The 25,733-nt window shown below is 36.5% G+C and carries 21 protein-coding genes and 1 riboswitch; of the genes, 1 reads left to right on the forward strand and 20 read right to left on the reverse strand.

The features are described from left to right. Window positions 1–44 precede the first annotated feature (44 nt). The 9 genes from AN161_RS21285 to AN161_RS21325 form a co-directional block, all read right to left on the reverse strand. The gene (locus tag AN161_RS21285) at window positions 45–740 is read right to left on the reverse strand and encodes an ECF transporter S component (RefSeq protein ID WP_053596335.1); all 696 of its coding nucleotides are present in this window, start codon (window positions 738–740) and stop codon (window positions 45–47) included. After that, a complete protein-coding gene (locus AN161_RS21290) occupies window positions 719–2,371 on the reverse strand; it encodes an ABC transporter ATP-binding protein (protein WP_053596336.1) in 1,653 nt (550 codons plus the stop codon). Before AN161_RS21290 ends, AN161_RS21285 begins: the two co-directional genes overlap by 22 nt. Then, window positions 2,344–3,225, reverse strand: a complete 882-nt coding sequence (locus AN161_RS21295; RefSeq protein ID WP_053596337.1) for an energy-coupling factor transporter transmembrane component T — start codon at window positions 3,223–3,225, stop codon at window positions 2,344–2,346. The genes AN161_RS21290 and AN161_RS21295 overlap by 28 nt, the downstream gene beginning before the upstream one ends. Continuing rightward, the gene (locus AN161_RS21300) at window positions 3,225–4,103 is read right to left on the reverse strand and encodes a DUF4430 domain-containing protein (protein ID WP_053596338.1); all 879 of its coding nucleotides are present in this window, start codon (window positions 4,101–4,103) and stop codon (window positions 3,225–3,227) included. Before AN161_RS21300 ends, AN161_RS21295 begins: the two co-directional genes overlap by 1 nt. A 1-nt stretch (window position 4,104) precedes the next feature. Next, window positions 4,105–5,625, reverse strand: a complete 1,521-nt coding sequence (locus AN161_RS21305; protein ID WP_053596339.1) for an S-layer homology domain-containing protein — start codon at window positions 5,623–5,625, stop codon at window positions 4,105–4,107. A gap of 68 nt (window positions 5,626–5,693) precedes the next feature. Then, window positions 5,694–8,651, reverse strand: a complete 2,958-nt coding sequence (locus AN161_RS21310; RefSeq protein ID WP_053596340.1) for an S-layer homology domain-containing protein — start codon at window positions 8,649–8,651, stop codon at window positions 5,694–5,696. Between the two features lie 171 nt (window positions 8,652–8,822). Next, a riboswitch (cobalamin riboswitch) is annotated at window positions 8,823–9,020 on the reverse strand. Window positions 9,021–9,368: 348 nt separating this feature from the next. Then, on the reverse strand, window positions 9,369–10,508 hold the full coding sequence (locus tag AN161_RS21315) for a DUF5643 domain-containing protein (protein ID WP_053596341.1): 1,140 nt from the start codon (window positions 10,506–10,508) through the stop codon (window positions 9,369–9,371). Further along, complete coding sequence (locus tag AN161_RS21320; RefSeq protein WP_053596342.1) at window positions 10,480–11,073, reverse strand: sigma-70 family RNA polymerase sigma factor; 594 nt, start codon at window positions 11,071–11,073, stop codon at window positions 10,480–10,482. Before AN161_RS21320 ends, AN161_RS21315 begins: the two co-directional genes overlap by 29 nt. A gap of 167 nt (window positions 11,074–11,240) precedes the next feature. Then, complete coding sequence (locus AN161_RS21325) at window positions 11,241–11,483, reverse strand: IDEAL domain-containing protein (RefSeq protein WP_053596343.1); 243 nt, start codon at window positions 11,481–11,483, stop codon at window positions 11,241–11,243. A gap of 226 nt (window positions 11,484–11,709) precedes the next feature. Here AN161_RS21325 and AN161_RS21330 point away from each other — a divergent pair, with 226 nt between their 5' ends. Continuing rightward, window positions 11,710–12,219: a competence protein ComK gene (locus tag AN161_RS21330; protein WP_053596344.1), complete on the forward strand. Its 510-nt coding sequence runs from the start codon at window positions 11,710–11,712 to the stop codon at window positions 12,217–12,219. Between the two features lie 61 nt (window positions 12,220–12,280). Here AN161_RS21330 and prfB read toward each other — a convergent pair. From prfB to AN161_RS21385, 11 genes are all read right to left on the reverse strand, one after another. Continuing rightward, window positions 12,281–13,382, reverse strand: a protein-coding gene (prfB, locus tag AN161_RS21335) for a peptide chain release factor 2 (RefSeq protein WP_143115021.1) whose coding sequence is annotated in 2 segments (ribosomal slippage) — window positions 12,281–13,309 and window positions 13,311–13,382 — 1,101 coding nt in all. Because the reading frame shifts where the segments join, the coding sequence is not laid out codon by codon here. Window positions 13,383–13,654: 272 nt separating this feature from the next. Next, a complete protein-coding gene (locus tag AN161_RS21340; protein WP_053596345.1) occupies window positions 13,655–14,194 on the reverse strand; it encodes a competence protein ComK in 540 nt (179 codons plus the stop codon). A gap of 611 nt (window positions 14,195–14,805) precedes the next feature. Further along, window positions 14,806–17,316, reverse strand: coding sequence for a preprotein translocase subunit SecA (gene secA / locus AN161_RS21345; protein WP_053596346.1), 2,511 nt, complete (start codon window positions 17,314–17,316; stop codon window positions 14,806–14,808). 381 nt (window positions 17,317–17,697) lie between these two features. Then, window positions 17,698–18,249 carry a ribosome-associated translation inhibitor RaiA gene (raiA, locus tag AN161_RS21350; RefSeq protein WP_053596347.1) on the reverse strand — a complete coding sequence of 184 codons (552 nt, stop codon included), beginning with the start codon at window positions 18,247–18,249 and terminating at the stop codon, window positions 17,698–17,700. Between the two features lie 90 nt (window positions 18,250–18,339). Further along, complete coding sequence (locus AN161_RS21355; protein WP_053596348.1) at window positions 18,340–18,723, reverse strand: PilZ domain-containing protein; 384 nt, start codon at window positions 18,721–18,723, stop codon at window positions 18,340–18,342. Window positions 18,724–18,935: 212 nt separating this feature from the next. Then, on the reverse strand, window positions 18,936–19,346 hold the full coding sequence (fliS, locus tag AN161_RS21360) for a flagellar export chaperone FliS (protein ID WP_053596349.1): 411 nt from the start codon (window positions 19,344–19,346) through the stop codon (window positions 18,936–18,938). A 76-nt stretch (window positions 19,347–19,422) separates the two neighbouring features. Next, a complete protein-coding gene (locus AN161_RS21365) occupies window positions 19,423–19,782 on the reverse strand; it encodes a flagellar protein FliT (RefSeq protein WP_053596350.1) in 360 nt (119 codons plus the stop codon). Between the two features lie 40 nt (window positions 19,783–19,822). Next, complete coding sequence (gene fliD, locus AN161_RS21370; protein WP_053596351.1) at window positions 19,823–22,177, reverse strand: flagellar filament capping protein FliD; 2,355 nt, start codon at window positions 22,175–22,177, stop codon at window positions 19,823–19,825. A 23-nt stretch (window positions 22,178–22,200) separates the two neighbouring features. Next, complete coding sequence (locus AN161_RS21375) at window positions 22,201–22,587, reverse strand: flagellar protein FlaG (RefSeq protein ID WP_053596352.1); 387 nt, start codon at window positions 22,585–22,587, stop codon at window positions 22,201–22,203. 183 nt (window positions 22,588–22,770) lie between these two features. Next, the gene (locus tag AN161_RS21380; protein WP_053596353.1) at window positions 22,771–24,468 is read right to left on the reverse strand and encodes a phospho-sugar mutase; all 1,698 of its coding nucleotides are present in this window, start codon (window positions 24,466–24,468) and stop codon (window positions 22,771–22,773) included. Further along, window positions 24,461–25,675, reverse strand: coding sequence for a glucose-6-phosphate isomerase (locus AN161_RS21385; protein WP_053596354.1), 1,215 nt, complete (start codon window positions 25,673–25,675; stop codon window positions 24,461–24,463). The genes AN161_RS21380 and AN161_RS21385 overlap by 8 nt, the downstream gene beginning before the upstream one ends. Between the last annotated feature and the right edge of the window lie 58 nt (window positions 25,676–25,733).

Consider the following 25,733-nt stretch of genomic DNA (forward strand, 5'->3'; position numbering starts at 1 on the left):
CTCCTTTGTGGCTAATGAATAAGACAATTTTTGACTACAAAGGTCTATTGTAAAATCCCATATTTATTTTTTATTCTCTCTAGTTTTTCTCTAATTGGTTTAGCTAACAATAGTAGAAAAATTACATTAGAAACAGCATAGATTATCATAAAAGGTACTGCAGAAGTTAATGCCAGTGCATATGCTTTCCAGCTGAAAACACCGTACATTGAAACTGTTCCCCAAATATCCATGCCAAATGAAAAGAATACACCTGCAACAATACCAAATAATACAAGTGGGATTTTTTTATGCATTATACCAGTTTTACCTAACAAACCAGCAACAAAACCAATCATTCCCCACATAAACATTTGGAATGGTGTCCAAGGACCTTGTCCAAAAAACATATTCGATACTAATGCAGAAATTGCTCCTGTTAAAAAGCCAGCTTCCGCACCAAGCGAAAACCCTGTAATAGCTGTAATAGCTGCCACAGGCTTAAAGCCAGGTGTAACAATAAATAAGGCACGCCCCGCCACTGATATAGCAGACATCACTGCTATGATTAAAATTTCCCGTGGCTGTGGCTTTCTACGCTCAAATGATAGGAAGAACGGCACACACGCTAAAATCATAATGACAATCGAAATAAAATAATATTTTCGGTCAGCAAATATTGTAATGCCCGCATATAAAGTAAGTGGAATTAACACAAGGATGACAATGCGTGAAATAATTAAACGAATGTTTTTTGGCATAAGGTAACTACATCCTCACAAGTAATGGCATTGCTCAATATATCTCTTGATATTCGATGTGCTGCTGTTGTATAAAAATTATTTCCACTATAAAATGCTCGTGGCTCACCTTCAGATACAATACTTCCGTCGAAAAATAGAGCACATCTACTGCTGTGTTGTGCAGAAAATTCAATATCATGTGTCACCATAATGATTGTCATACCTTTAGTTCGTAAATCTTTTAATATGTCTGCGAGTTCTTCTTTCGCATGTGCATCAAGACCCTTCGTCGGCTCATCTAATAGCAATATTTTAGGTTCTATTAACAAAAGCTTTGCGAGTGCTAGCTTCTGCTGTTCACCCCCACTTAAATCATACGGATGCCGATTTGATAAATGGGTTAATTTAAACAATTGAATCGTTTCTTGAACCTTTCCATCTGTTACTTTATGTAAATGGGCAATATCATCTAGCTCTTGAAGCACCGTTTTTTGTACAAATAATGTTTTTGGATCCTGCGGTAATAAAGTTATATATTGTTGGTACAATTGTTTATTACTATAGCTTTTTAACGCCTTATTGAATAAGAGTATTTTGCCATGGTAAGGTTTTTGTAGCCCCGTTAAAATAGAAAGAACCGTAGATTTTCCAGTACCATTTCCACCTATTATCGTTAAAAATTCCTGCTCCCTCACCTGCAAATTAAAATGATGGACAATATCCATACCATTTTTTTCGTATCGAAAAGCAATATCTTTTGCCTCTAATACAATATCTGTATTGACCGAGGATATTGTAGGAAGTGTATTCAAGGGAGCAAAACTGTATGGTTGGTTACTTAGCCAATGTTGTCCCTCACGAATAGTAAGAGGGATCGGTCCCGTACCGTTCAGTAAGTGGAAAATCTTCGTTGCCGCAGGTAATGCTGTAATCATGGCATGATTTGCTGGTAAACCATTTAAAATTCCCTTAGGAGAACCGTCCAATAAGATCCTACCTTCATCCATAATAAGTACGCGATCAGCTAGAGGTAACACTTCTTCCAGTCGATGCTCAATTAAAATTATGGTAATACCTAATTCTTTGTTTAGTCGATGCAATGTTTGAATAAACTCTAAAGCAGCAATTGGATCTAATTGCGATGTTGGCTCATCAAGTAGTAGCAATTTTGGCTGCATCACCATAATGGATGCTAAGTTTAATAACTGCTTTTGACCACCAGAAAGCTCGGCTGTTTTATGATGAAACCATTTTTGGATGCCAAAGAAATTGGCCATTTCAGCTACTCTACGGCGAATGGTTGGTGAATCTACCCCTAAGTTCTCCAGTCCAAAAGCAAGCTCATGCCATACTTTATCTGTTACAATTTGGTTGTCGGGATTTTGAAATACATAGCCAATGTCCGCAGCTGCAACTTCAGCTTTTAACTGCTCCAAGTCACAATCTTTATAGAAAATATTACCCGTCATTGTTCCATGAGGATGCAATTCTCGTTTAAAATGGCGCAGCAAGGTACTTTTCCCACAGCCTGATTGTCCTATTAGCACGATAAATTCGCCTTGCTGAATTTCTAAATTAATATTTTTTAATACAAGATTTTCTTCGTTAGGATAAGTAAAGCTTACATTGTCGATTTTAACGATCGCCACTTTAATGCCCCCCTGATTTCGATAGCTACTGGAATAGTGAGTAGAATAAAATAGCTACTATAAAATAGAATGCTTACAGAATCCCATTTAATCTCTCCGAAAGTTGGATAAAAATAAAATGCTGTAGTACCAATAAAACTTGCCACTAAATTGCTAAGAAAAAGCACTATAATCATTGCCAAAACGGCGCCATCGCGACGCTCAAAAATAAAAAGAGAAAAGGCAGTTCGCTTTTTGACACCATAGCCACGAGCTTTCATAGAATCCGCCGTTTCAATGGCATTATCCAATGCCCAAGTAATCAAAATAGATAAAATACGCACTGTACATTTGATACGATGCCATAGGGACCCAGCTGTGTAATCCATCCCAATCACTTTTTGTGCTTGTACAATTTGAGCGAGTTGACGCCTAAAACGCGGAACTAATCGCAATGAAATCGACAATGTTAGTGATAATGCTGGCGACACTTTTCCAAACAAATAAATAAACTTATCTGATGTCATCAGGTCATTATAGCAGCTAAACCATAGCATAATAGCTATAATCATTGTGGCTATTGCGATACCATACATAATTGCCTCTACAGTAAGTGCATTACCATTTATATAAAGCAATACGAGCTGACCATTATGGCTAATCATTGGATTAATAATCGCCATTAAGAAAAACAGAGGTACATATAGCTTCCAGTCCTTAAAAAAAAGCTGTCTGCGTAAAGCTAGATTTAAACTTATAGCTGAGAAAATTGTAATAGCTAAATAGACTGGATGCACAAAAAACATGGATAAGCCGATAGACGCGACAAAAAAAGAAAAAAGTACGATAGGGTGAAATGTTTCAAATGCCTTCATTAGTTACCATCCCAATAATGTCCTAAGTCGCGCCCTAAATCGACTGTATAGTTCCATTCAATGACATCGCCATCTTTTAATACGTATTGGCTACAGCCATAATTCGGATAAACACCGTTTACTTTATACATCCAGCCACTTAATTCACCAGCACTAAATTCATATAAATGATTAATACCCTCTACATAGACACTGTTATAAATATTTTCGTTGGCTCCTTGATATTCCATTTGAATTTTATGCTCCTTCGTTGCACGCTGTAGCACATCCCAAACAGTATCCTTCTCTGATAGCAGCTCGTATGTTGTTGTCTTTAAAATGATGCCGTTCTTAGGTACGTATTTCTCACTTTGTAGGGAGGCGTCTAACTTATCCCAATGCTTTAGTAATGTATCAACACGAATTGCAATTGTAACAGTGCGTTTTTTAGGTGCTGGCTGTCGCTGCTTTTCTGTTGTTGAAGTATTTGCTTTTTGTTTATCATCATCTTGCTTTGTTGTAGACTGATTAGTTTTTGTACTTGATGATTTTGCGACTTCTTGACTTTTCTCAGCTTCTTGTTTTGGTTGTTGTTTTACTTCTTTCGTTTCTTGCTGTGCTTTTTGCCCTTCTACTTTTTGCTGAGGTGCTCTCTCTTCTCCCTCGGGCGAAATCTTCTCATCTGACTCAGGCTCCTCTACTTTCTGCTTTTCCTCAGCGGTCTCATTTTCTACTGAGGGAGTTTGTTCTTTAGCTTCAGGTTGTTCAGAAGAAGGAGGGGCGTCCGCACTCCGCTCCTGCTCCTCCATCTGCTCGAATTGCTCAACTGTTTGAATATTACATGCTGTTAAAAATAGAGCTAGAAATGATACTAGTAAAAAATATAAACTTTTTTTCATATTATTCCTCAACTACCTTTAAAAAATTAACATACATTTTAGCTGCATGTGCACGTGTAATAAAATGAGTTGGATTAAACGAGCCGTTTGCGCCCTGTGCAATTTCAAAATCATATAAGAATGTAATTGCTTGTTGAGATTCCTTTGATAACTTTGCAATATCATTAAAAGGTGCGATATTTTTTGGAATATATGGCTTGCCTGTTTTATGTGTATAAGCTTTCGCAAGCATCACTGCTAATTCCTCACGTGAAATAGGAGAGGAAGGTGAAAACTTATTTGACTTGACCATTAATAAATTTGCCTCGTAAGCCGCAGCAATTTCTTGTTTTGTTTCATCGTTATATGAACTAATGTCCGTGAACGGTGCATTTCCGGAACCTGTTAAATGAAGAGCGCGAACTAAAATTGATACAGCCTGTACACGGGATAAATTATTATTTGGCCTAAATGTATTATCTTCATAGCCCTTTAATAATCCTTTAGCTACTGCGGCTTCGATATCAGATTTTGCCCAATGAGATTCAATATCCTTAAAGCTCACTTTAGTAGGGGGAGCTGGTGTTGATGGTTTATTGGGCTTTTTATCAGACATATCATATAGCTTTGTTTTGCCCGCAAGCAGTCGATTATACGCGGCTAATGTATAAGAAGCCTGCTCTGTTGCCATGCCATTAGCTACTGGTTCTGTTAATACATGCTTGAAGCCACCATCTTTTGCATTATAGAAGGTGAAAAAGCTTGTAAATAACTTATTAAAGCGCTGATCTTTGTTGGCATCAATATTTAAACTAGCAAGGGCTGTAATAACTTGTGCTACACTTTCTAAGTTTGTCGTTCCCCAGCTTTGGTAACTACCATTAGCACCTTGTAAGTTTTTCAATACATCAAGACCTTTATTAATGGACGCTTTAACATCTGCCCGATCTTGATAAGTTGAAAGAGCTTGAATAGCCATTGCTGTCATATCTGGATCTGCCTTTACTCCTGTTAAATCCCATCCACCGTCAGGCAATTGCTTTGCTAGTATGTGTTTAATAAGCTTTTCGCGTGTAGTTGTTGCTGTTTTAGGTAGCTCGAAGCCCCATGTATCTAAAGCAATTAATGTAAAAAAAGCACCGTTTGGACCTTGCCATACTACTTTGTCAAAGTCGCTTAATTTTTCGACTAAATTGTAGCCGCCTACATTTGTAGGATCTTTTCCGATAGCAGTAAGCGCAATGATTAAACGGGAATATTCTGTATATTTACGATTGTGTAATTCACCTTTTACCGATTGTACATGTTTCACGACATTTTCATAATATTTGTCGTAATAGCCTTTTGGAACATTGTATTCACCACGTGCAAGTGCAATAATAAACCACTCATTGCCAAAAGAAGGGTTTGGTGCTTTATTCACCATAAATTGACCGGTCGTACGATAAGCATCTACAGTTGATAATTGCTGTGCAGAGATCGGAGTCACAGTAGAAAGTAACAGAGCAAGTACTATGATAAACATCGATAATTTTTTTCTCATTTGAACAACCTCCATTCTTTAAAAAGGGACTAACCCAAATGCGTTGAGCGTTTGGGTTAGTAAAGAAATTACATGATGCCTGAGATATTTAACGTACGTTTTAAAATTTTCGCAGTTTGCCCACGAGTAATTGAAGAAGTAGGATCAAAGGAACCATCTTGCATACCTGTCATAATATCAAGACTATTTAATAGCTTAATATAAGGGAGGTATTCAGAGCTAATATTGTTAGCGTCCTTAAAGTTAATCTCTCCACCAGCTTTCACATCCGCATTTAAATATTCTAAAATGCGTGCCATCAATGCAGCCGCTTGCTGACGTGTAATTGGTTTCTCTGGGTTAAATGTTGAAGCAGTTGAACCTTTTGTAATACCCGCCTCGTACAGAGCTTGAATTTCTGTCGCATACCATTTGCCTTTTGTATCGTCAAATGGATTTTCACCTGTTGCTTGTAAACCAAGTGCGCGACTAACTAATGCTGCAAATTGCGCACGAGTAATTGATATATTCGCTTCGAATGTCTCTGATGTAGTTCCTTGAATAACGTGTCGACTCGCCAAAAATTCTATTTCTTCTTTGTATACTAAATGTTCAATGTCCTTATATGTTACTGTACTTTCTTTTAAAACGAAGGTACCACTTGTTTTTGTGAATAGGACAATTTCACCGTTCACAATTTTATGTGGAACAGGTTTGTATTCGCCACCAACAAGTTGTAAAACGACTGTATTTGATTTTAATTCGTTAGCTGGTAATGTCACTTTTAAATATTCTTTATCTATAGAAATTGACTTTGATTTACCATTAGCATTCTCAATTTCGAATGTGACAGTGAATTGTTTATTTTTAGCATCTTTCGTTACGGATGCCTTTACTTGTTCTTTTTCAGTAAGCTTAATGCCACTAAATATAGAAGTAGGTATTTCTATTTTGAAATTCTTTTCACTTTGAATAACAAAATTTTTAATGTTCTTTTCAAGATGTTTTTGAATATCTTCTGATGTAATAATTGCTTTATTACTACCATTTTCAATAGTAATCTCAGCTATAGAACCATCTTTATTATCTTTGTTTGTTTCTTCAGCACACTTTTCATCTTTGTTAGGACATTTCGTTTCTACTTCTTTACAATCTTTCTCTTTACATTCTTTGTTTCCTCCAGCTGAAGAGCCACCACCTTCAATTCCATCAACGTACCCACCGACATCTTTACCTAAATCGAGCGTATATAGCCATTCAACATTATCACCAGGTGATAATGTGTAAAGTGCTGCAGAGTAAGAAGGGAAAGAACCATTTACACGATACATCCAACCACTTAATGGACCACGATCAAATTCATAAAGACCATTAATGCCATCGATATAAGTACCATATTGTGTTTCACGGTAGCTTAATGCAATACCATTTTGCTTTGTTACACGTTTTAATACGTCGAATACTGTTTCTCCTGGATAAAGCTCAACTTTTGTTTCTTTTAGTGGAACCTCCGAAGAAGAGATTGTGATTGAGAACGTGGTATGTCCATTTGGACGATTTCCTCCTGGATTATCTTCGCCGTTGCCGGAATTATTGTTATTTCCACCATCTCCAGGGTTCGAAGGATTACCTCCATCCCCAGGGTTAGATGGATTACCACCATCTCCAGGGTTTGAAGGATCCTTAGACTTCGTATCTGACATATCGTATAGCGCTGTTTGACCGTTAAGCAAACGATGATACGCAGCTAATGTATAGCCAACCTGCTCTGTAGCCATTCCATTTGCTTGCGTTTCGCTTAAAACGTGTTTAAAGCCACCTTCTTTTGTGCTGTAATAAGTCATAATATTCGCTATAACTTTATCAAAGCGAGGGTCTTTGTCCGCATCGATACCTAAGCTAGTAAGGGCAGTGACAACTTGTGCAGCACTTTCAGAATTTTCCGACCCCCATGATTTATAACCACCATTTGGTAATTGTAAATCAGCTAAAGTAGTTAGTGCTTTGTCGACAGCATCTTTTACCTTTGAATCCGTTTTATAGTATGGTGCTAGCGATTGGATAGCCATTGCTGTCATATCAGGGTCAGCCTTTGTCCCCGATAGAGCCCAACCACCATCATCTAATTGCTTTTCTAAAATTCTTTCAATAAGTTTTTCACGTGTTGTAGTAGCTGTTTCAGATAGTTCAAAGTCCCAAGTATTAAGAGCAATTAACCCGAAATAAGCACCGTTCACACCTTGCCAAACAACTTTATCGAAATCAGATAGTTTTTCAACTAAGTTATAACCACCAACATTTGTTGGATCCTGACCAATAGCTGTAAGGGCAATAATTAATCGTGAGTATTCTGTATATTTTCGTTGATCTAGCACGCCATCTTTAGAAACAACATAGTCAACGACATTTTTATAATAAGTATCGTAATAGCCAGCTGGAACTTCGTAGCCACCGCGAGCTAATGTGATAATCCACCATTCATAACCGAATTTAGGTTCGGATAGTTTATCTACCATGTATTGAGCAACAGTATTGTAAGCCTGCGAAGTTGTTAGTTCAGCATTTGATTTTGTACCATCTTTTTTCGCACTATCCAATTCCTCTGTGGCCTGATTTAGTGCTAATACTTTCGCATCAATGTCTTCTTGAATTGCATGTTCATCTGCTAATAGTTGTTGTGCAGATAGGATTACATTTGTATACACATCTATTGCAGCTTGAGTTACCCAGTAATCGACAGGGTCTATATCGTTTCCATCAGCACTGACTTTAAATGATGATTTGGCTTGTTTAGCCTTATCAATTGCCGTTTGTAATGATGATCTATCAATTACTACTTCTTCGTCTGCAATATTTGTATTTTTTTGGGATATACTAACTTCTTCACCATTAGATTGATCATTAATAGTAGAGCTAGATTCTAACTCAATCGTTTCTAAATCACTTGCTTCAATTTGCTGCGTTTCTGCTAGAGCAGCAGGTGACAATAGCGAAAATGATAAGATGAAGACAATCGCTATATTCAACCATTTCTTATAAAAGTCCATTTCTCTCCTCCTGATCTTGTTATAGGTGAATATATTTGCAATTAACTCAAAAAATAAAAAAGATGCTTCTCCAACAAAAGGGAGAGCATCTAAGGAAAACAGAAAAAGGCACAAAAACACAATTTGCCTGTTCATCTATTTGCCGTAAGTTCTCCTAGCTTCCGAAGAGAGTTAATACGATGGAATAAAGGTAGGTCTCCTGGCTCGTGTATCCTATTCAGAACCTTCCCATCTACTGGAGGCATTTTTCCTCGTTTGACAGTGGTAATTTCTGTAGTCATCTACACTTACAGTTGCGGAAACAGCTTCGGATTTGCACCGAATTCCCTATTAAGCTCCTAAAAGAGCACCTTTATTCTGCATTTGCTATTCACTTAATGCTAAGTTTAGCATATTTTTCTTTTTTTCAAAATAGTTCAACAAAAAAAGAGAATATTTCTAGGTTCTGCTCGTCAAATAAGATATCAAATACAATATCTTCATTGAAGTTACTTCTATTATAATAAATGGATGTTTATATACTTAAATGATATTTATAAATAATATTCCTATTTATAAACTAAAATTAATAGTATATTAGTCGCAAGGAGTAGGGATGGCTCAAGTGAAAGCTTTTAAATCTAATGGGGATCCACTTGGTATTTACACTTTTAAAGTAAATATTTTGAAATACCAAAAAGTAGAGAAAGTGAGGCAAATCTCACGTTCTCTACTTTTTTATTTTTGTGAGTTAATAGGTAGTGTAACCTCCAGCTCAGGAATATATTGAATCTTTGGTTCCCCATTTTCATCCATTTGATATTCACCTTTTGGATATTCTTTAAAGAGATGTATATAAGGCTTAAGGGTTATTGTTTTTGGAATGGATTCAAAAGGTGTATATCGATGATCCATAATCATATCGCTACCATTTGACTCATACGAACCAAGGCCACCAATTAGTTTTAGTTTATGCCCTTGTTCATCAACAACATCTATTCCCATTGCGAGCTCTGCGATAGGTGAATTGTCTGTTAAAATGGGTCTTGTCGTTATATTGGTTGTAATAGGAGTAAGCTGGATCTTTTCAATAGTAAAATGAATATTATCATATTGTCGACTTACATTAGGTTGTAAAGTTACAGTGTCTTCAATTTTATTTTTCACAGGAATTTCGATTTTTAAAGGGTCCTGTATACCAGTTATTGTAGTACTCAATGTTAAATCAAACTGTTCGGGAAAAGGACGCCCCCCTTGATTTCTCTCATCTACAATTTCAATAATGGCAGAATCATTATCTTTACCTGAGTATATATTAAATCCATTCATTGCATTTTCCGGATCCGGAGCAAAAGAACTACGGGGATCACCATTTATAAAAAATTCAATATTACTGATACGATCTATTAAAGTTTCTTTTGATAATTCCCCCTCCGTATGAAGTCGTTCAATAGCAATTGAAACACGCGTACCATCATACACTACTTCCGATACATTTAATGTAAAATCATCATGTGTAGCACTTGTATTCAGTTTCGTTGAGAGCCCTTTTTCATCAGCAGTTTGCAGACCAAGATCACCCGCAAGTTTAAAAATAGATGATAGTACGGGTACTTGCTTTATCGTTGCAGCCAAAGTTGGTGACACTAAGCTAGTGACCAATATTAGACTAAAAATCATTGCTGTGGAAGCCGCTATCATTATCACTCTTTGACGTATTTTCTTAGAGGTTCTAGAACTTTCTGGCTGCTTTGTATAACGACTGCTTTCATATTTGTTCATTGTACGATTAACTAAATCAATTTCCATAGGGGTTTCTCGAATGAATCTTTCTAACTGATCTAACTCTTTATCCTCCTGTTTTGAACGAGTGTTCATAAATTTCCCCTCCTAACTTATTCTTTTTCATCAATTTTTTACGTAATCGTTCATATTTTTTTCGAACAGTCGTTGGTTTAAGTTCCATAATAGAAGCGATTTCGTCGAAGCTATATTCCTCTATCGATCGAAGTAGCAGAATCCTTCTTTCATCCACATTTAACTGTTCTAATAACTCATGAATGATATCGCCGTATTGAAATTCTTGTTCATGCGTGTGATCGTTCGCATGATCTTTCTTAAAACTTGTCCAAAATTTATAGCCTTTATTTTTCTTTTTAATTAAATCAATACAGTGATGATGAGCAATTTTATAAAGCCATGCAGAGAAAGAAACAGTATAAGAAAAATTATTAATATTCTCTAATCCCTTTATAAAAATATCTTGTGAAGCATCCTCAGCTTCTTCTTTGCTTCCTAAAAGATAGTAGCAGTAAATATAGATTGGCTTTTGAAAACAACGAATTATTTCTGTATAGGCTTGAATATCACCTGTTTGAACTTGTTCCACGATAGATTTTATATCTAATTTGGCATTTTCCTTGGATTTATTCGGTACAGTCAAATGTCTCCCCTCCTTTCTAACTTATATAACTGAAATTAATGGGGATTTGTGACACTATAAAAAAATTTTAGGGAAAGATTTTAAATTAAAGATATCCAATCATCAATTTGGCAAATAAAATCACAAAAAAATCCCGCTCTCCAATAACAGAGAGCGGGCTCGTCATATTATTCACTTGCATCTTGGTGTAAAGCTACTAGTTCGTCTGCGTATAGATGAAATGCTTTTTCATCTTTGTCATCGAGTGCTCTATCTATCAGAACCATGAGCTGCTCTTCACGATGCTTACGCTGGATATGATTTAAAAATAAATCTAAATAAATCTCGTTCAATAATTTCTCTGCCTCATCAACTTTCTTTGACTGACCAACGGCTTTTAGAAAATCTGTATACGAATAATATTTATCCAACGATCTCACCTCGATCCTTTTCTAAATTATATGAAAATTGACATTAAAAATCAATGCTTAAGAACTGAAAATCACTTCGATTTACTATTAATCTTGTGCAATTTCAAGCAATTTATCTATGCAATTGCTTGATATATCAATGGTTTTTTACATTTATCTATATTTTCTGAATTCATTTTCATGTTCTACACTTCAATAATAAATAGAAAAAGGAGGCACTACATATATGCCAGCAAACTATGTCAATGGATATTTAATGTCTTTCAACACCTATTTACTTCAGCCAATTCAGTACGACTCTAAAATTTTCACACGGGTAATCGACAAGCATAATGAACTCATCGTCACACGGAAGCCACTGCATATATTACGAAAATCTTGTATTTCACTAGGGACAACCTATGAGGCAGCAAAACATTCCGCCAAACGCTTCTTCGGCAATCAACATAAGCTTCCAATCGTTGTTGCTTATGATTATGGTTATCCATGTATTTTTCTACCAACCTTTTCGCCAAACTCCATCCACAATATTTGGATCGGTCTTCACGCCATTTCAAATATTGTCCCGAGTAAAATGGGCTGTATCGTCACTCTGAAAAACGATAAACAAATTGAGCTACCCATTCAATATGCTTCAATTAGCAAACAATTTGTCAATGCATCGATGCTCTATAAACATTACATGAATGAACGTAAGGAAATTAGTCAAGACACTCCGTATCATCCACCTTTTTGATTAGAATCAGAAAAAAAACCCCTCAGGAGCACAATGTTACTGTGCCTCCGAGGGACTTTCATTACCCGATCTTTGAACGTAAATATGCATTAATGAATGGATCTACATCACCATCCATCACCGCTCCTACATTACCTGTTTCTTCATTTGTACGATGATCCTTCACCATTGAATAAGGATGGAATACGTATGAACGAATTTGTGAACCCCAGCCGATTTCCTTCTGTTCACCACGGATTTCATCTAGCTGTGCCTGTTGCTTTTCGATCTCTAATTGATAGAGCTTCCCTTTTAACATCGTCATGGCTTTTTCACGGTTTTTAATTTGTGAACGTTCTGCCTGACATTGTACGACAGTACCAGTTGGAATATGCGTAATACGAACAGCTGAATCTGTCGTATTAATATGCTGACCACCTGCTCCTGTTGCACGATACGTATCAATTTTTAAATCCTCTGTGCGAATATCAACTTCAATATTATCATCGAATTCAGGCATAACATCACAAGAAACGAATGATGTATGACGACGACCAGAAGAGTCAAACGGTGAAATACGTACTAAACGATGGACACCCTTTTCTGCTTGTAAATAGCCGTAAGCATTATGACCCTTAATGGATAATGTTACAGATTTAATACCTGCTTCATCCCCTGGAAGATAATCAACTGTTTCGACTTTAAAGCCACGTTTTTCTGCCCAGCGTGTGTACATACGAAGCAGCATTGAGCCCCAATCCTGAGATTCCGTACCACCTGCTCCTGGGTGCAACTCTAAAATTGCATTGTTTTGGTCATATGGGCCACTTAATAGTAATTGCAGCTCAAAATCGCCCATTTTTTGCTGGAATTCTGCTAGCTCGTTGCCCAGCTCCTCTTGCAATTCTTCATCAGGCTCTTCTCGCAATAGCTCTAGTGTCATATCTAAGTTTTCATATGTTTCCAATAAATCTTTATACTCATTTGCAATTGCCTTTAAGCCATTACTCTCATTAATGATTACTTGTGCGCCTTGCTGATCATCCCAGAAGCCTGGCTCAAGCATCATTTCATCTAGTTCCTGAATACGTGCCTCTTTGTTTTCTAAGTCAAAGAGACCCCCTAAAATCCGCCAATTTTTTGGCTGAAGTGTCTAACGCGTTACGTACATCTGCTAATTCAATCATTGTTAAATCCTCCGAACATTTTTAATGGGGCTATCTTGTAAAACTATTCTGTACCAACAGTCTGAGACAGCAGGAGCAATTTCCCACAGTCAAGTTTCACAGATTTCTATAGAAATTCAAATCTGTATAAGAAATGCATGCAAAATACTCATTTCTCTATTTTTTGTAAGCCCCGTATTTTTTTATTATAACGTTTTTACGTCGGAAAACATACTTTTTTAACAATACAGCATGATTTACATAACTAAATAGTGCGATAGCTATTCGCCTTAAGCTTCATCCTCAAACATAGAACTGTGGCTTGCCATACGTTGAAATACTTTAGCGCGATCATTTTGAACAAGTAAGTACTTTGTTCGTTTCTCCAGTTTATATTTTAGTAAAAACGCTCTTTGAATTCGATATTCAAATGCTCTCATACTCAGATCCACAATAATTCTCTTTCCATTCATAAACGTTACTTTTGTCCTCTTTTTATCCACCACTTGATAGTCATCAATATGGTGGACAGCGAACCAGATACATTCAGGATGTAGAGCAGATCTACTTGGGAACCATACGATATTACTTCGCTCATGGACCACTATTGGATTTTTGTTTAGCTTACCAAGTATCATCTTCGATCCATCTAAGGCACCTCTTAAACTAGAACCAAAATAACGTAAATTAAAATCCATCAATTTTGTCGGTGCTAATTTGGATATATATTGATAATCCCTTTCTATCACAAGTGTACATAAGTTTCCAAAGGCATCATACTCCGGCATATACAGCATCGTTTCACTACTCATAATATCTTCAGAATGCATGTTAATCCTCCTTTAAATAATATTTATATTTTCTAGTAAAAAGGAGTATACTAATAGTTATATTGGTATACTCCAATGTATTTCCTCGAGTAGGTCTTTTCAGGACTACGCTACTCGAGGATTTTTATGTCCACACATGAATCACCCCCTCTATTCAAAGAAAGTAGGCCCACACTTATCACATTTTAAAACTTTTCGACTATCCATATATATTCATAATAAATCAGAAAAAAGTTATAAACATTACCCTTTTTATTGAACTATTTACCTATTGTTGTAGTATTGTGTACTTTTTTCTGAATTATCTATCAATTTATCTTTTTGGATTTATGAAAAATAGAAAAGGGCTCCACTTTTTTATGTCCTCTTCATTTCGTGCAAGGTCTGGTCTTCTTTCAGTCATGTTACATCTTTATAGAGTCTAAAAAAGGGTTCTAGCGAGGCGCAATGTTTAGCTTACCTGACTGTTCCGATAAATGCTCCTCCCTTCCCGCCGAGCCTCCTTGGATTGTTAGCCAGGGGTATAGGTGTATTCAAATCGTCAGGATATCCCAACATCAAAAAAAGACCATTTTAACGTATAGTTAAAATGATCTTTTTCGTATTTATACTTATTGAGCCGCACCATGGCAGTTTTTAAACTTCTTACCGCTTCCACATGGACATAAATCATTACGTCCGACATTTTCAGCCTTACGGACAGGTTGCTTTTTCGGAGCTGGAGAACCATCCTCTTTCGGATTAACAGCTTGACCTTTTGCAACTTCCTCACGTTCTAAGTTACTGCGAATTTCTGCCTTCATCGCATATTTCGCTACATCTTCACGAATGGAAGCGACCATATCCTCAAACATAGCAAAGCCCTCTTGTTGATACTCACGAAGCGGGTCATTTTGGCCATATGCACGAAGATGGATACCTTGACGAAGCTGATCCATTGCATCAATATGATCAATCCACTTCGTATCAATTGAACGTAGTAAGATAACCTTTTCAAATTCACGCATACGCTCTGGAGTAAGCTCTGCTTCTTTTTCTTCATAACGTACATGCACAGCGTCAGAAATCAGCTGGATAATCTCTTCTGCAGATTTACCTTGGAAATCTTCTACCTTCAGAATGCCTTCTTCTAATAGGTTTGCTGCGACAAAGTCATCAAGTGCTTTTAAGTTCCAATCTTTTTGCTCACCTTGTGTATACAATGCGACAACATTGTCGATCGTTTCTTGAATCATAGACTCAACAAGCACACGCATATTATCTGTTTCTAATACGTCATAACGCTCTTTATAAATAATCTCACGTTGTTGACGTAACACATCATCATATTGTAATAAACGTTTACGAGCATCGAAGTTATTACCTTCAACACGTTTTTGAGCTGATTCTACTGCTCTTGAAACAACTTTAGATTGTAATGGCTGTGAATCGTCCATCCCTAGTTTCATCATCATGGACTTCATATTATCAGAGCCAAAACGGCGCATTAATTCATCTTCTAGTGACAGATAGAATTGAGTAACCCCTGGATTCCCTTGACGACCAGAACGACCACGCAGCTGGTTATCGATACGACGAGATTCATGACGCTCCGTACCAATTACCGCTAAACCGCCAATCTCCATTACACCTTCGCCAGGCTTAATGTCTGTACCACGACCAGCCATGTTTGTTGCAATTGTTACTGCACCTTTTGTACCTGCATTGGCAATAATTTCTGCTTCACGCTCATGGTTTTTCGCGTTTAATACGTTATGCGGGATTTTATGTTTATTCAATAAATTCGAAATAATTTCAGATGTTTCAATTGCAACCGTACCAACAAGAACAGGTTGTCCTGCTCTATGGCGCTCTGCAATATCTGCCGCCACCGCTTTATATTTTCCATCCATTGAAGCAAAAATTAAGTCTGGACGGTCATCACGAGCAATCGGCCTATTCGTTGGAATCGCCACAACACTCATATTATAAATATTACGGAATTCCTCTTCCTCTGTTTTCGCTGTACCTGTCATACCTGAAAGCTTTTGATACATACGGAAGTAGTTTTGGAATGTAATTGTCGCCATCGTCATCGATTCATTTTGAATCTCCACGCCTTCTTTAGCCTCAATCGCCTGATGTAGTCCATCTGAGTAACGACGACCTTTCATTAAACGACCCGTAAAGCTGTCAACAATAACAATTTCTCCATCTTGAACAACATAATCAACATCATTATGCATACTTACATGTGCCTTTAACGATTGGTTAATGGCATGGTTTAAACGTACATGCGTTAAATCAAATAGGTTATCAACACCGAACGACTTCTCCGCTTTTTCAACACCAGCATCTGTTAACGTAACACCTTTTGTTGACTCTTCATATGTGTAATCTGTTTCTGCATTTAACATACGAACAAACGCATTAGATTGTTTATAAAGCTGTGCTGATTTCCCAGCCTGACCCGAAATAATTAATGGCGTACGCGCTTCATCAATTAAAATCGAGTCAACCTCATCGATCACGGCATAATGCAGCGGACGTTGTACACGTTCCTCTTTATAAAGCACCATATTATCACGTAAATAATCAAAGCCTAGCTCATTGTTTGTACTATACGTAATATCAGCTTCGTATGCCATACGTTTTTCTTCTTTCGATAGGCTGTTCAAGTTTAAACCAACCGTTAAGCCTAAGAAATTATACAGATGTCCCATTTCCTCAGCATCACGACTAGCTAAATATTCATTGACTGTTATAACATGTACGCCTTTACCAGTAATGGCATTTAAATAAACAGACATTGTAGCCGTTAACGTTTTACCTTCACCGGTTTTCATTTCCGCAATATTACCTTCATCAAGTGCAGCAGCACCCATAATTTGTACGCGGAATGGATACATCTCTAACACACGCTTTGACCCTTCCCGACAAACGGCAAAAGCTTCCGCACGAATCGATTCTAAATTCTCTCCGTCGGCATAACGTTTTTTAAATTCTTCTGTTTTCGCTTGTAATTGATCATCTGAAAGCTGTTCCATTTGAGAAGCGAATCCCTCAACCTGGTCAGCGATTTTTTCTAATTTTTTTAACTCACGTTTATTGAAATCAAATAATTTATTTAATAGGTTTGCCATGAATTTTTTCACTTCCTATATAGTCTCAACTTTCATTTTACCATTGTGTAACAGTTTCATGCAAACAGTGTCCTTAGCATGAAAAGAAATCAAATCAATTTCGCCTTGGCGTAATTGCGTCCGGATTTTGAATTGTGCTAAGGCCTGCACGACGCAGGTCAGTTAGCCGTTGTCGCAGGAAGCGACGGTTTTAGGCTAATATCCATATATTGACTCCTTTCAAAATCCGTGACATCTGCCAGAGGCTTATCTTTATTCAGTAGGCGTTTGGAGAAAAAATATACCTGCAATCATTCCATCACCTATTGAGATAATAATTTTCTACTGAATGAAGATAAAAAAGACTCCCGCTATGGCGAGAGCCTTTTGTTCATATAAAATTTAAGTTGTTTCAATTAAGCCGTATTTACCGTCTTTGCGTTTATAGACAATATTTGTGCCGTTTGATTCCGCATCTGTAAAGATATAGAAATCATGCCCTAGCATATTCATTTGTAATACAGCTTCTTCTTGATCCATCGGTTTTAAATCAAATTGTTTTGTACGAACAATAGAGTATTCTTCTTCCTCTGAAGCTGTATCAGCTACAGCTTGAGTTGTAGCAAAATAAAGGCCTGTACCTTCACGCTCACGGAATTTACGGTTTACCTTTGTTTTATGCTTACGGATTTGACGTTCTAATTTATCAACAATTAAGTCAACCGCAGCATACATATCATTATGACGCTCTTCTGCACGAAGAGTTAAGTTTTTCATCGGAATTGTAACTTCCACTTTAGTTTGCTTGTCATTATAAACCTTTAAATTTACGTTAGCGTTGGCGTTAACATCTTCATTAAAATAACGTTCAACTTTCTCGATTTTGTTTTCAACATACTCTCGAATAGCTGGAGTTACCTCAATATTTTCACCGCGAATGTTAAAGTTTAACATGTAAACTCCTCCTTTATAACTGCTATACTATATATTTCTACACAAGTATGAGAAATTCCTCTAAAATAATTCTTTTTTTCACAAAAATTTTTAGGAATTAATATTATTTAGTTTTGCCTCATCCGCTTCTTTTCTTCGGCGTAGCTTCAACTCTTCGACAATCAAATCTTCAACCGATTCTTGATTATTGAAATTCACGCCATACTGCTTACCATTACCAAAAGGACGGCTCCAAATTATTTCACCATAGGCTCGTACCTCTCTTGTATCAAGAACAAAGCGTAAATCTAGAGGAGGAGGATTGACTCCTAAATCCACCTCAGTAAACATCTTCAAACCTCGTGGACTAATATCGAGCAAATCAGCCATTGCCGTTTGTGCTTGATTGACTCTGCCATTCTCATATATTGCAAAAGTCATTTTAACAGGCTCATCGAATTTAAATCGAAAACCTTCCTGGCGCTTAAATATCATCTACCCACCCCAATACTATTCTAAACATCTATTTAGCTTGATTATGACACGATGCATGTTTTACATCTAGAGGGAATAAGTAACATATTTTACCGATTAAAGGCCTATTTTATGACTACTTAAACGGTTCCCTTTTGTATGATTTAAATGCCGTGTCTCGTCTTTCTCGCAAAGAAAAGAGACCATCATCATTCGATGGCCTCTTATGTTGTCTAAATTTGTCCAGTGTTACCCTGACCGAATTGCTGCTGTCGATTGATGCGAATAACTTCCTTCCATGTATCACGGAATTCCGTCACAAGCCCCTCAACTTCTTCAATAATAGTGACATCATTTTGAATGTTTGCCTCTACTAAACGATGATTTATATATTCATATAGAGATAGCATTTGCTTAGAAATTTCAATGTCCATATTTAGTGTAGACATTAGCTCACTAATAATCGCCTGTGCTTTTTGAAGATTCGTATTTTTCTCTTGGATATTCTTTTCCTGGATGGCCAGTTTAGCCTTGTGCAGGAACTTCAAGCATCCATTATAAAGCATTAACGTAAGCTCGCCAGGGGAAGCAGTGGTAACACTATTTTGTTTATACGCATTTTGTGCTGTTAAATTTGCTGCCAATAAAGGACAACTCCTTTTAAAGGTTACTTATTTACTAGTTTAAACCATCTTACGAAGAAAAGCTAATAGGTAAATATTAATTCTTTTTGTCATAATACATCCCATCCATCACACGAACATTCGAGTATGGATCGAAATATTGCCCTTCACTTTTTTTCGTTTTCTGTAGGTTTGCCATATCCTGCTTTACGGCGCTCATGACAGTAGCCAATCGTTCTTTTATCCCATTATCTAATTCTAATAACATACGATGAACGCGATTCTGTTCATCGAAGCGAAAGCCTTCTTGAACTAAACCTTCAATAATTGTTCCACGCTTGTCCAACATGCTATTGATATTGTCAATATATTCATCACGCTCTTCACCATTTGGAGCATCGCCCAAAAGTTTGAATAAATTAGCTGACACCTGCAATAGTTGATCTATTAGTTGCATAATTTTCTCCTACTTTGCTAATTAGAAACACCGCCAAACCTTAACCTTGCATGAACATACTAGATTGTTGATTTGCTTTATTGATTGCTTGTTCCATAGCGGTGAATTGTTTCCAGTATCGAGCTTCGATATCTTTTAATTTTGCTTGTAACTTCGTGATACGATTGTCCGTATCAACAATGTTTTTACCTATATTATACGATTGTTCTGTTGCGCCTTCTCTTCCTGCTTTTTTCTCAATACTCTGAGTAAGATTTTTAATTTCATTACGCAAACGTTGAGTAATTCCTCGTGAGTCCTCCGTAACATTGCGCTTTTTATCAGCATCATATGTTGTAGTAACACTTCCTGTTTTTGTAAAAATATCAACAACTTGTTGCGGATCTTTTTCTAAAGCTGCATCCAATTTTTTGTCATCAATAACAAGCTTGCCGCCGTCTGATGTATTTTTCGAAGTTGTAATTCCGATTTCAGCCAATGCATCCATCGTTTTATCACCAAGACCACTCACCGGGCTTATAAATTGCGTACGCATTTTAGACAGACCTTCACGGATTAGTGAATCACTACGTAAAAGGCCACTTTTTGCTTTTTCATCCCAAAGCTTCTGCTCACTTTCTGACATATCTTCACGCTGTTCTGTTGTTAATGGTGGGTAGTCACGATATTTTTTTTCTTTCAATAAACCGTTTAACGAATCTAACATCTCATTATAGCTTTCGACAAATTCTTTAATGCGATCTTTAATAGACTCTGTTTCTATTGTAGAATTCACACTAACAGCTACTACAGATGGTGATGTATCATCTTTGGTAGCATCCACAGCAGCATTAGCATTTTCTAATGATTTTTCTGCTTCAGCTAATCGTTTTTCACCAGCCGTAACAGCATTTTCTGCTGCTTTATATGCAGCACTATAATCTTGATTTTGTTTATCAATCGCATAAAATGATTTGAATTTATCTAAGTTGCCATCGTCAGCCAAATCAGACAATTTCCCTAAATCTACTCGGTCTAAACCATCAAATTTCTTTCGAATATCTTCTGTCGCACCTGCGAATGCTTCGTCAATTTCAGCACTATTCTTACCTTTAATAGACGCTAAAAAATTAATATCCTCTGATGATAATTCAGATAAAAACTTTTTATCAAGCGTTTTATAAGAATTTTCAAAATCAACTTGCTTTGCTCTTTCCAATAATGCTTCCCCATCTGAGCTGTTTAATGCTTCTAAATCTTTGCCTGATAAAGAAATTAATTTTGCTCTTTGATCATCTGATAGGCCGTTTGTCTCATCACTAATAATTTCTTTCACTTTAGCTTCATTTGAGAAATCTGTTATACCTAAATCCCTAAGTGCCTCTAAATCGGTAGTTTCTAAATGAGCTACTTTTCCCACACTTGAAAGCCCATTAAATTTCGTTTGTTGGTCTTGACTTAATTCATTAATGCCAAAAAGAGTTTCATAGGCATCTTTGTAATCAGTATCGCGGTATTTTTCAAATGTTTCGCGAGCAGCATTTCTAATGTCCTTTAATCCACCTGTACCATTTAAAGCTTTATCCGCATTATCTCGTTCTTTTTGTGCTACGATTAAACGCTCTTTTGCACCTGCATTAGCGTTGAATGTTTCCTTTAATATAATTTCATAACCAGAAATATTCACTTTATTGGATGAGCGCTCCATTGAAATTCCATTCACTTGTAAAATGGCATTCTGGCCTTCTCTTTTTGAAACTTCTGCTTCATTTGCAAAGCCTAACGCGTCAAATACATCTTTTCCTTCTTTTCCGAAAACAATCTCACCTGATCCACTTTTCACACTACCTGTATTGTTTGCAGTTAAAGAAAGTCTCCCATTTTCAAATAAAGCCGTTACACCCGCTTTACTTTCATTTATCTTTTTAACTAAATCATTCACCGTATCTTTATTCGGATCGAAACTAATTGTAGTAGGTTTGGCTGCTAAATTCCCATCTTTATCTATAGAACTTAACTCTAAAGATGTTTCCGTTATACCTAATTCAGTTAATTTCGTACTACCTGTATATTCAGTTTGCTTCCCTACTAGTTGTGTTGCAGTGGCTAACTGTGTCACACTTTCGATATTGAGTGTACCCGTGGCACTATTAGTTGCATTAACAGATACTAACTTATCATTTGAAGAAGTAGCAGTTTTTTTCATCATTTGACTTTGTAAAAATGTATTTTTGTATAAAAAGTCATCTAGTTTTTTTAGTGTCGTGTTTACATTGCGATACGCATCACGTTGCCATTCGAATGTTTGCTTTTTTTGAAAAGCTTTATTCAAAGGCACTCTTTCTGCCTGCATCAGCTTCTCTACAAGACTATCAATATCCATCCCTGACGCTAATCCACCCATTCTCATTACCATGTTTATTTCCTCCTAATTTTCGTTTAAATTTTCTCGTCTACAATCATTCCCACCATCTTTTGCATTTCATAGAAAGCATCTAATATTTTTTTGGGTGGAATCTCTTTAACTACTTCATCTGTATCACGATTAACTATTGTTACATAATAGCGATCTAAACCTTCATGATAGACAAATTTTGAAGAACTATGATTTATTTCTAGAAATTCATTTACAACATCTATAGCTTGTTGTAATTTGTCCTTTGAAATTTCCTGCTCTTCTCCAACAGTAGATGTATTTTCTACTACCGGTTGAGAGATGGTTACTGTTGAAACATTAGGCGTCATATTTTCTTGCACATTCATTGCTTTTGTATTAGTTGGTGCAGAAACCGTATCATTTGACTGCCCTTGCGATGCAATACGCATTTAACTCAACCTCCTAAACTTTTCAATTGCTTACCATTATTATCGGAAGGATTTTGTATAGTTTCACGTTTTTTGGTAAACAAATGCTTAGTATCTTGTTAAGTCTTCATTTCATTTTTAGACAAGCTATAGTTAAAAAACCTCGAAATCAGACAATATGCAGAATTCGAGGTTTTTTAATTTTTAATTAATCATTTTTTGCATATACTCTTCTATATTAATCATGGCTTCAAATGCTTCTGTTTCGCTATCCTTTCGTACTCCAATGTAAATCTTACATTTCGGTTCTGTTCCCGAAGGTCGAATACAAATCCATGAACCATCTTTTAATCTATATTTGAGAACATCTGTTTTCGATAAAGATAACGCTTGTTTCTCACCGTTTGCAAGATATGTAAATCCTGCTTTGTAATCTTCTGTTGCTATAACTTTGATTCCAGCCATTTCGATAGATTTGTTTTTTCTAAAGTGCTCCATAATATTGGTTATTCGCTTCTGCCCCTCTATCCCCTCATATGTAAATGACAACAATTTTTCTTGATAGTATCCATGTTGCTGGTAAAGGGAGTTCAGCACATCTAAAAGTGATAGATTTTGCTCTTTATAATAAGAAGCCATTTCTACAGTTAAGAGCGCAATTTGTACTGCATCTTTATCTCTTACAAAACTTCCTGCTAGATACCCGTAGCTTTCTTCATAGCCAAATAAAAATGAATGCTCACTAGTTGTTTCAAATTCTGCGATTTTCTCAGCAATATATTTAAAACCTGTAAGTGTATTTATTGTTTGTATGTTGAAACTATCTGCAATTGCTGTCCCTAACTCTGAGGTTACAATAGTTTTTAACACTGCCCCATTCGAAGGTAAATTTCCTACTAGTTGCTTTGTAGAAAGTATATAGTTTAACAATAAAGCTCCAAGTTGGTTCCCTGTCAAAAGTTGATACTGGTCTTCATTAAGTATCGCTACACCAAGACGATCAGCATCTGGATCTGTAGCTAGTATTAATTCAGCTTCAACTTCCTTCCCTAAAGCAATCCCCATTTGAAAGGCAAGAGTTTCTTCAGGATTGGGATACAGCACTGTTGGAAAATCGCCATCTTGAATAGCTTGTTCGTTAACAATATGTACATTTGTAAAGCCTGCCTCTTTTAAAGCACGCTTTGTCGGCACAAGACCTGCACCATGCAAAGGAGTATAGACTATGTTTACATCCTTTTTACCATTAGCTTGAACAAGTGTTTTTAGGGCAGCATTATACGCATCATCCAATTTTTCTAGCATCTCAATGCAATAACCCGATGTAAATAATTCATCTTTTGTGAGGGAATGGATTTTAAAAATATCTTCTACTCTTTTCATGTGTTCAAAGACTTCATCGGCAAATTGAGGTGTTAATTGCGCTCCGTCCTGCCCATACACTTTAAAACCATTGTATTCTTTAGGATTATGACTTGCTGTAATAACTACCCCGGCATAAGCTGCTAAATAACGGACTGCAAAACTAAGCTCAGGGGTTGGTCTACTTTCACTGAATACATAACTTTGTATACCATGCGCAGCCAAAACTCCTGCTGTTTCATATGCAAATTCTTTAGAAAAATGACGTGTATCATACGCAATAACGACACCACTTATTTTCGCCGTTTCTCCCTGACATTCAATTTGACGAGCTAATCCTTCAGCAACTAAACGTATGGTATGAATATTGATACGATTGGTGCCAGCTCCTAGCTTTCCCCTCATCCCACCTGTACCGAAAGGAACTAATTGATAGAAATGATCTTCTATCGCTTGTTTATTATCAGCAATTTCCAGCAGTTCATCTTGATACATACTATTCGCTTTTTGTCGCCACAACTCATACAATTCTTTATGCACGAACCTTCACCACATCTTCCTTTAACAACTCTAACATTTTATTTTTATATGCTTCTACACCGGGCTGATCAAATGGATTTACCTCTAGTAAGTTGGCACTGATAACACACGCTTTCATAAAGAACATCATCAAATATCCAACATGATATGCATCTAATTTTGGCAATTCTATACGAATAACAGGTACGCCACCTTCTTCATGTGCGAGTGCTACCCCATCTTTTGATGTTGCATTTACCTCATTCATTGATCGACCAGCTAAATAATTCAGACCATCTATATTTTCAGGAGAAAAAGGGATTTCAATATCTTCTTCGATATTATCAAAGTGAATAAGTGTTTCAAACATAATACGACTACCATCTTGAATAAACTGTCCAATAGCGTGTAAATCTGTCGAATAGTTCACGGTTGAAGGATATAGCCCTTTATGTTCTTTCCCTTCACTTTCTCCAAATAGCTGTTTCCACCATTCATGCAATTTATTAAGTCTTGGCTCAAACGAGGCAAGCAGTTCAACTGAATAACCTTGTTTATATAATGCATAACGATTACAAGCATAATCGACTGCACTATTCGATTCACTAGAAAAATCTAATTCCGCTTGTCTTCCCCCACGAACAAAAGCTTCTATATCAATACCTGCAACTGCAATTGGTAATAAACCTACTGGCGTAAATACAGAATAACGTCCTCCAACATCAGACGGAACAGTAAATTGGCGATATCCTTCTTTAATGGCAATTTGCTTTAAAATTCCTTTTTCCGAATCAGTTGTAACAATTATTCTTTTACGTGTTTCTTTACCATATCGTTGCTCCATATATTTTTTCACAACTCGAAAGGCAAGGGCTGGCTCCATTGTTGAACCAGACTTTGAAATAACATTGACATAAACATCCTTCGTATCTAAATAAGACAATAGCTGCTTTAAATAGGCACCACTCATATTATTTCCAGCATATAAAATTTCGACACCATTATTAGTATGGAAATAAGGAGTTAAAGCATCAATCACCGCACGTGCACCAAGAAAAGAACCACCAACACCAATAACTAGAAAAATTTTTGCTTTTGAATTTATCTGATTTGCAACATTTTGAATCGAAAAAAGCTCTTGCATAGTAACGGGATTATAATGCTGCATGCTTGGATTTTCCGAAATTTTCATTGTAGGAAGATCAGTTAGTGGCTGAAAATTAATCATATCGTCAACTCCTGTTAAAACAGCTTACTCTTTTAAAAGTAAGCTGTTTGTTATACTA

Source organism: Lysinibacillus sp. FJAT-14222 (assembly GCF_001278875.1).
GTDB classification, from domain to species: Bacteria; Bacillota; Bacilli; order Bacillales_A; family Planococcaceae; genus Lysinibacillus; species Lysinibacillus agricola.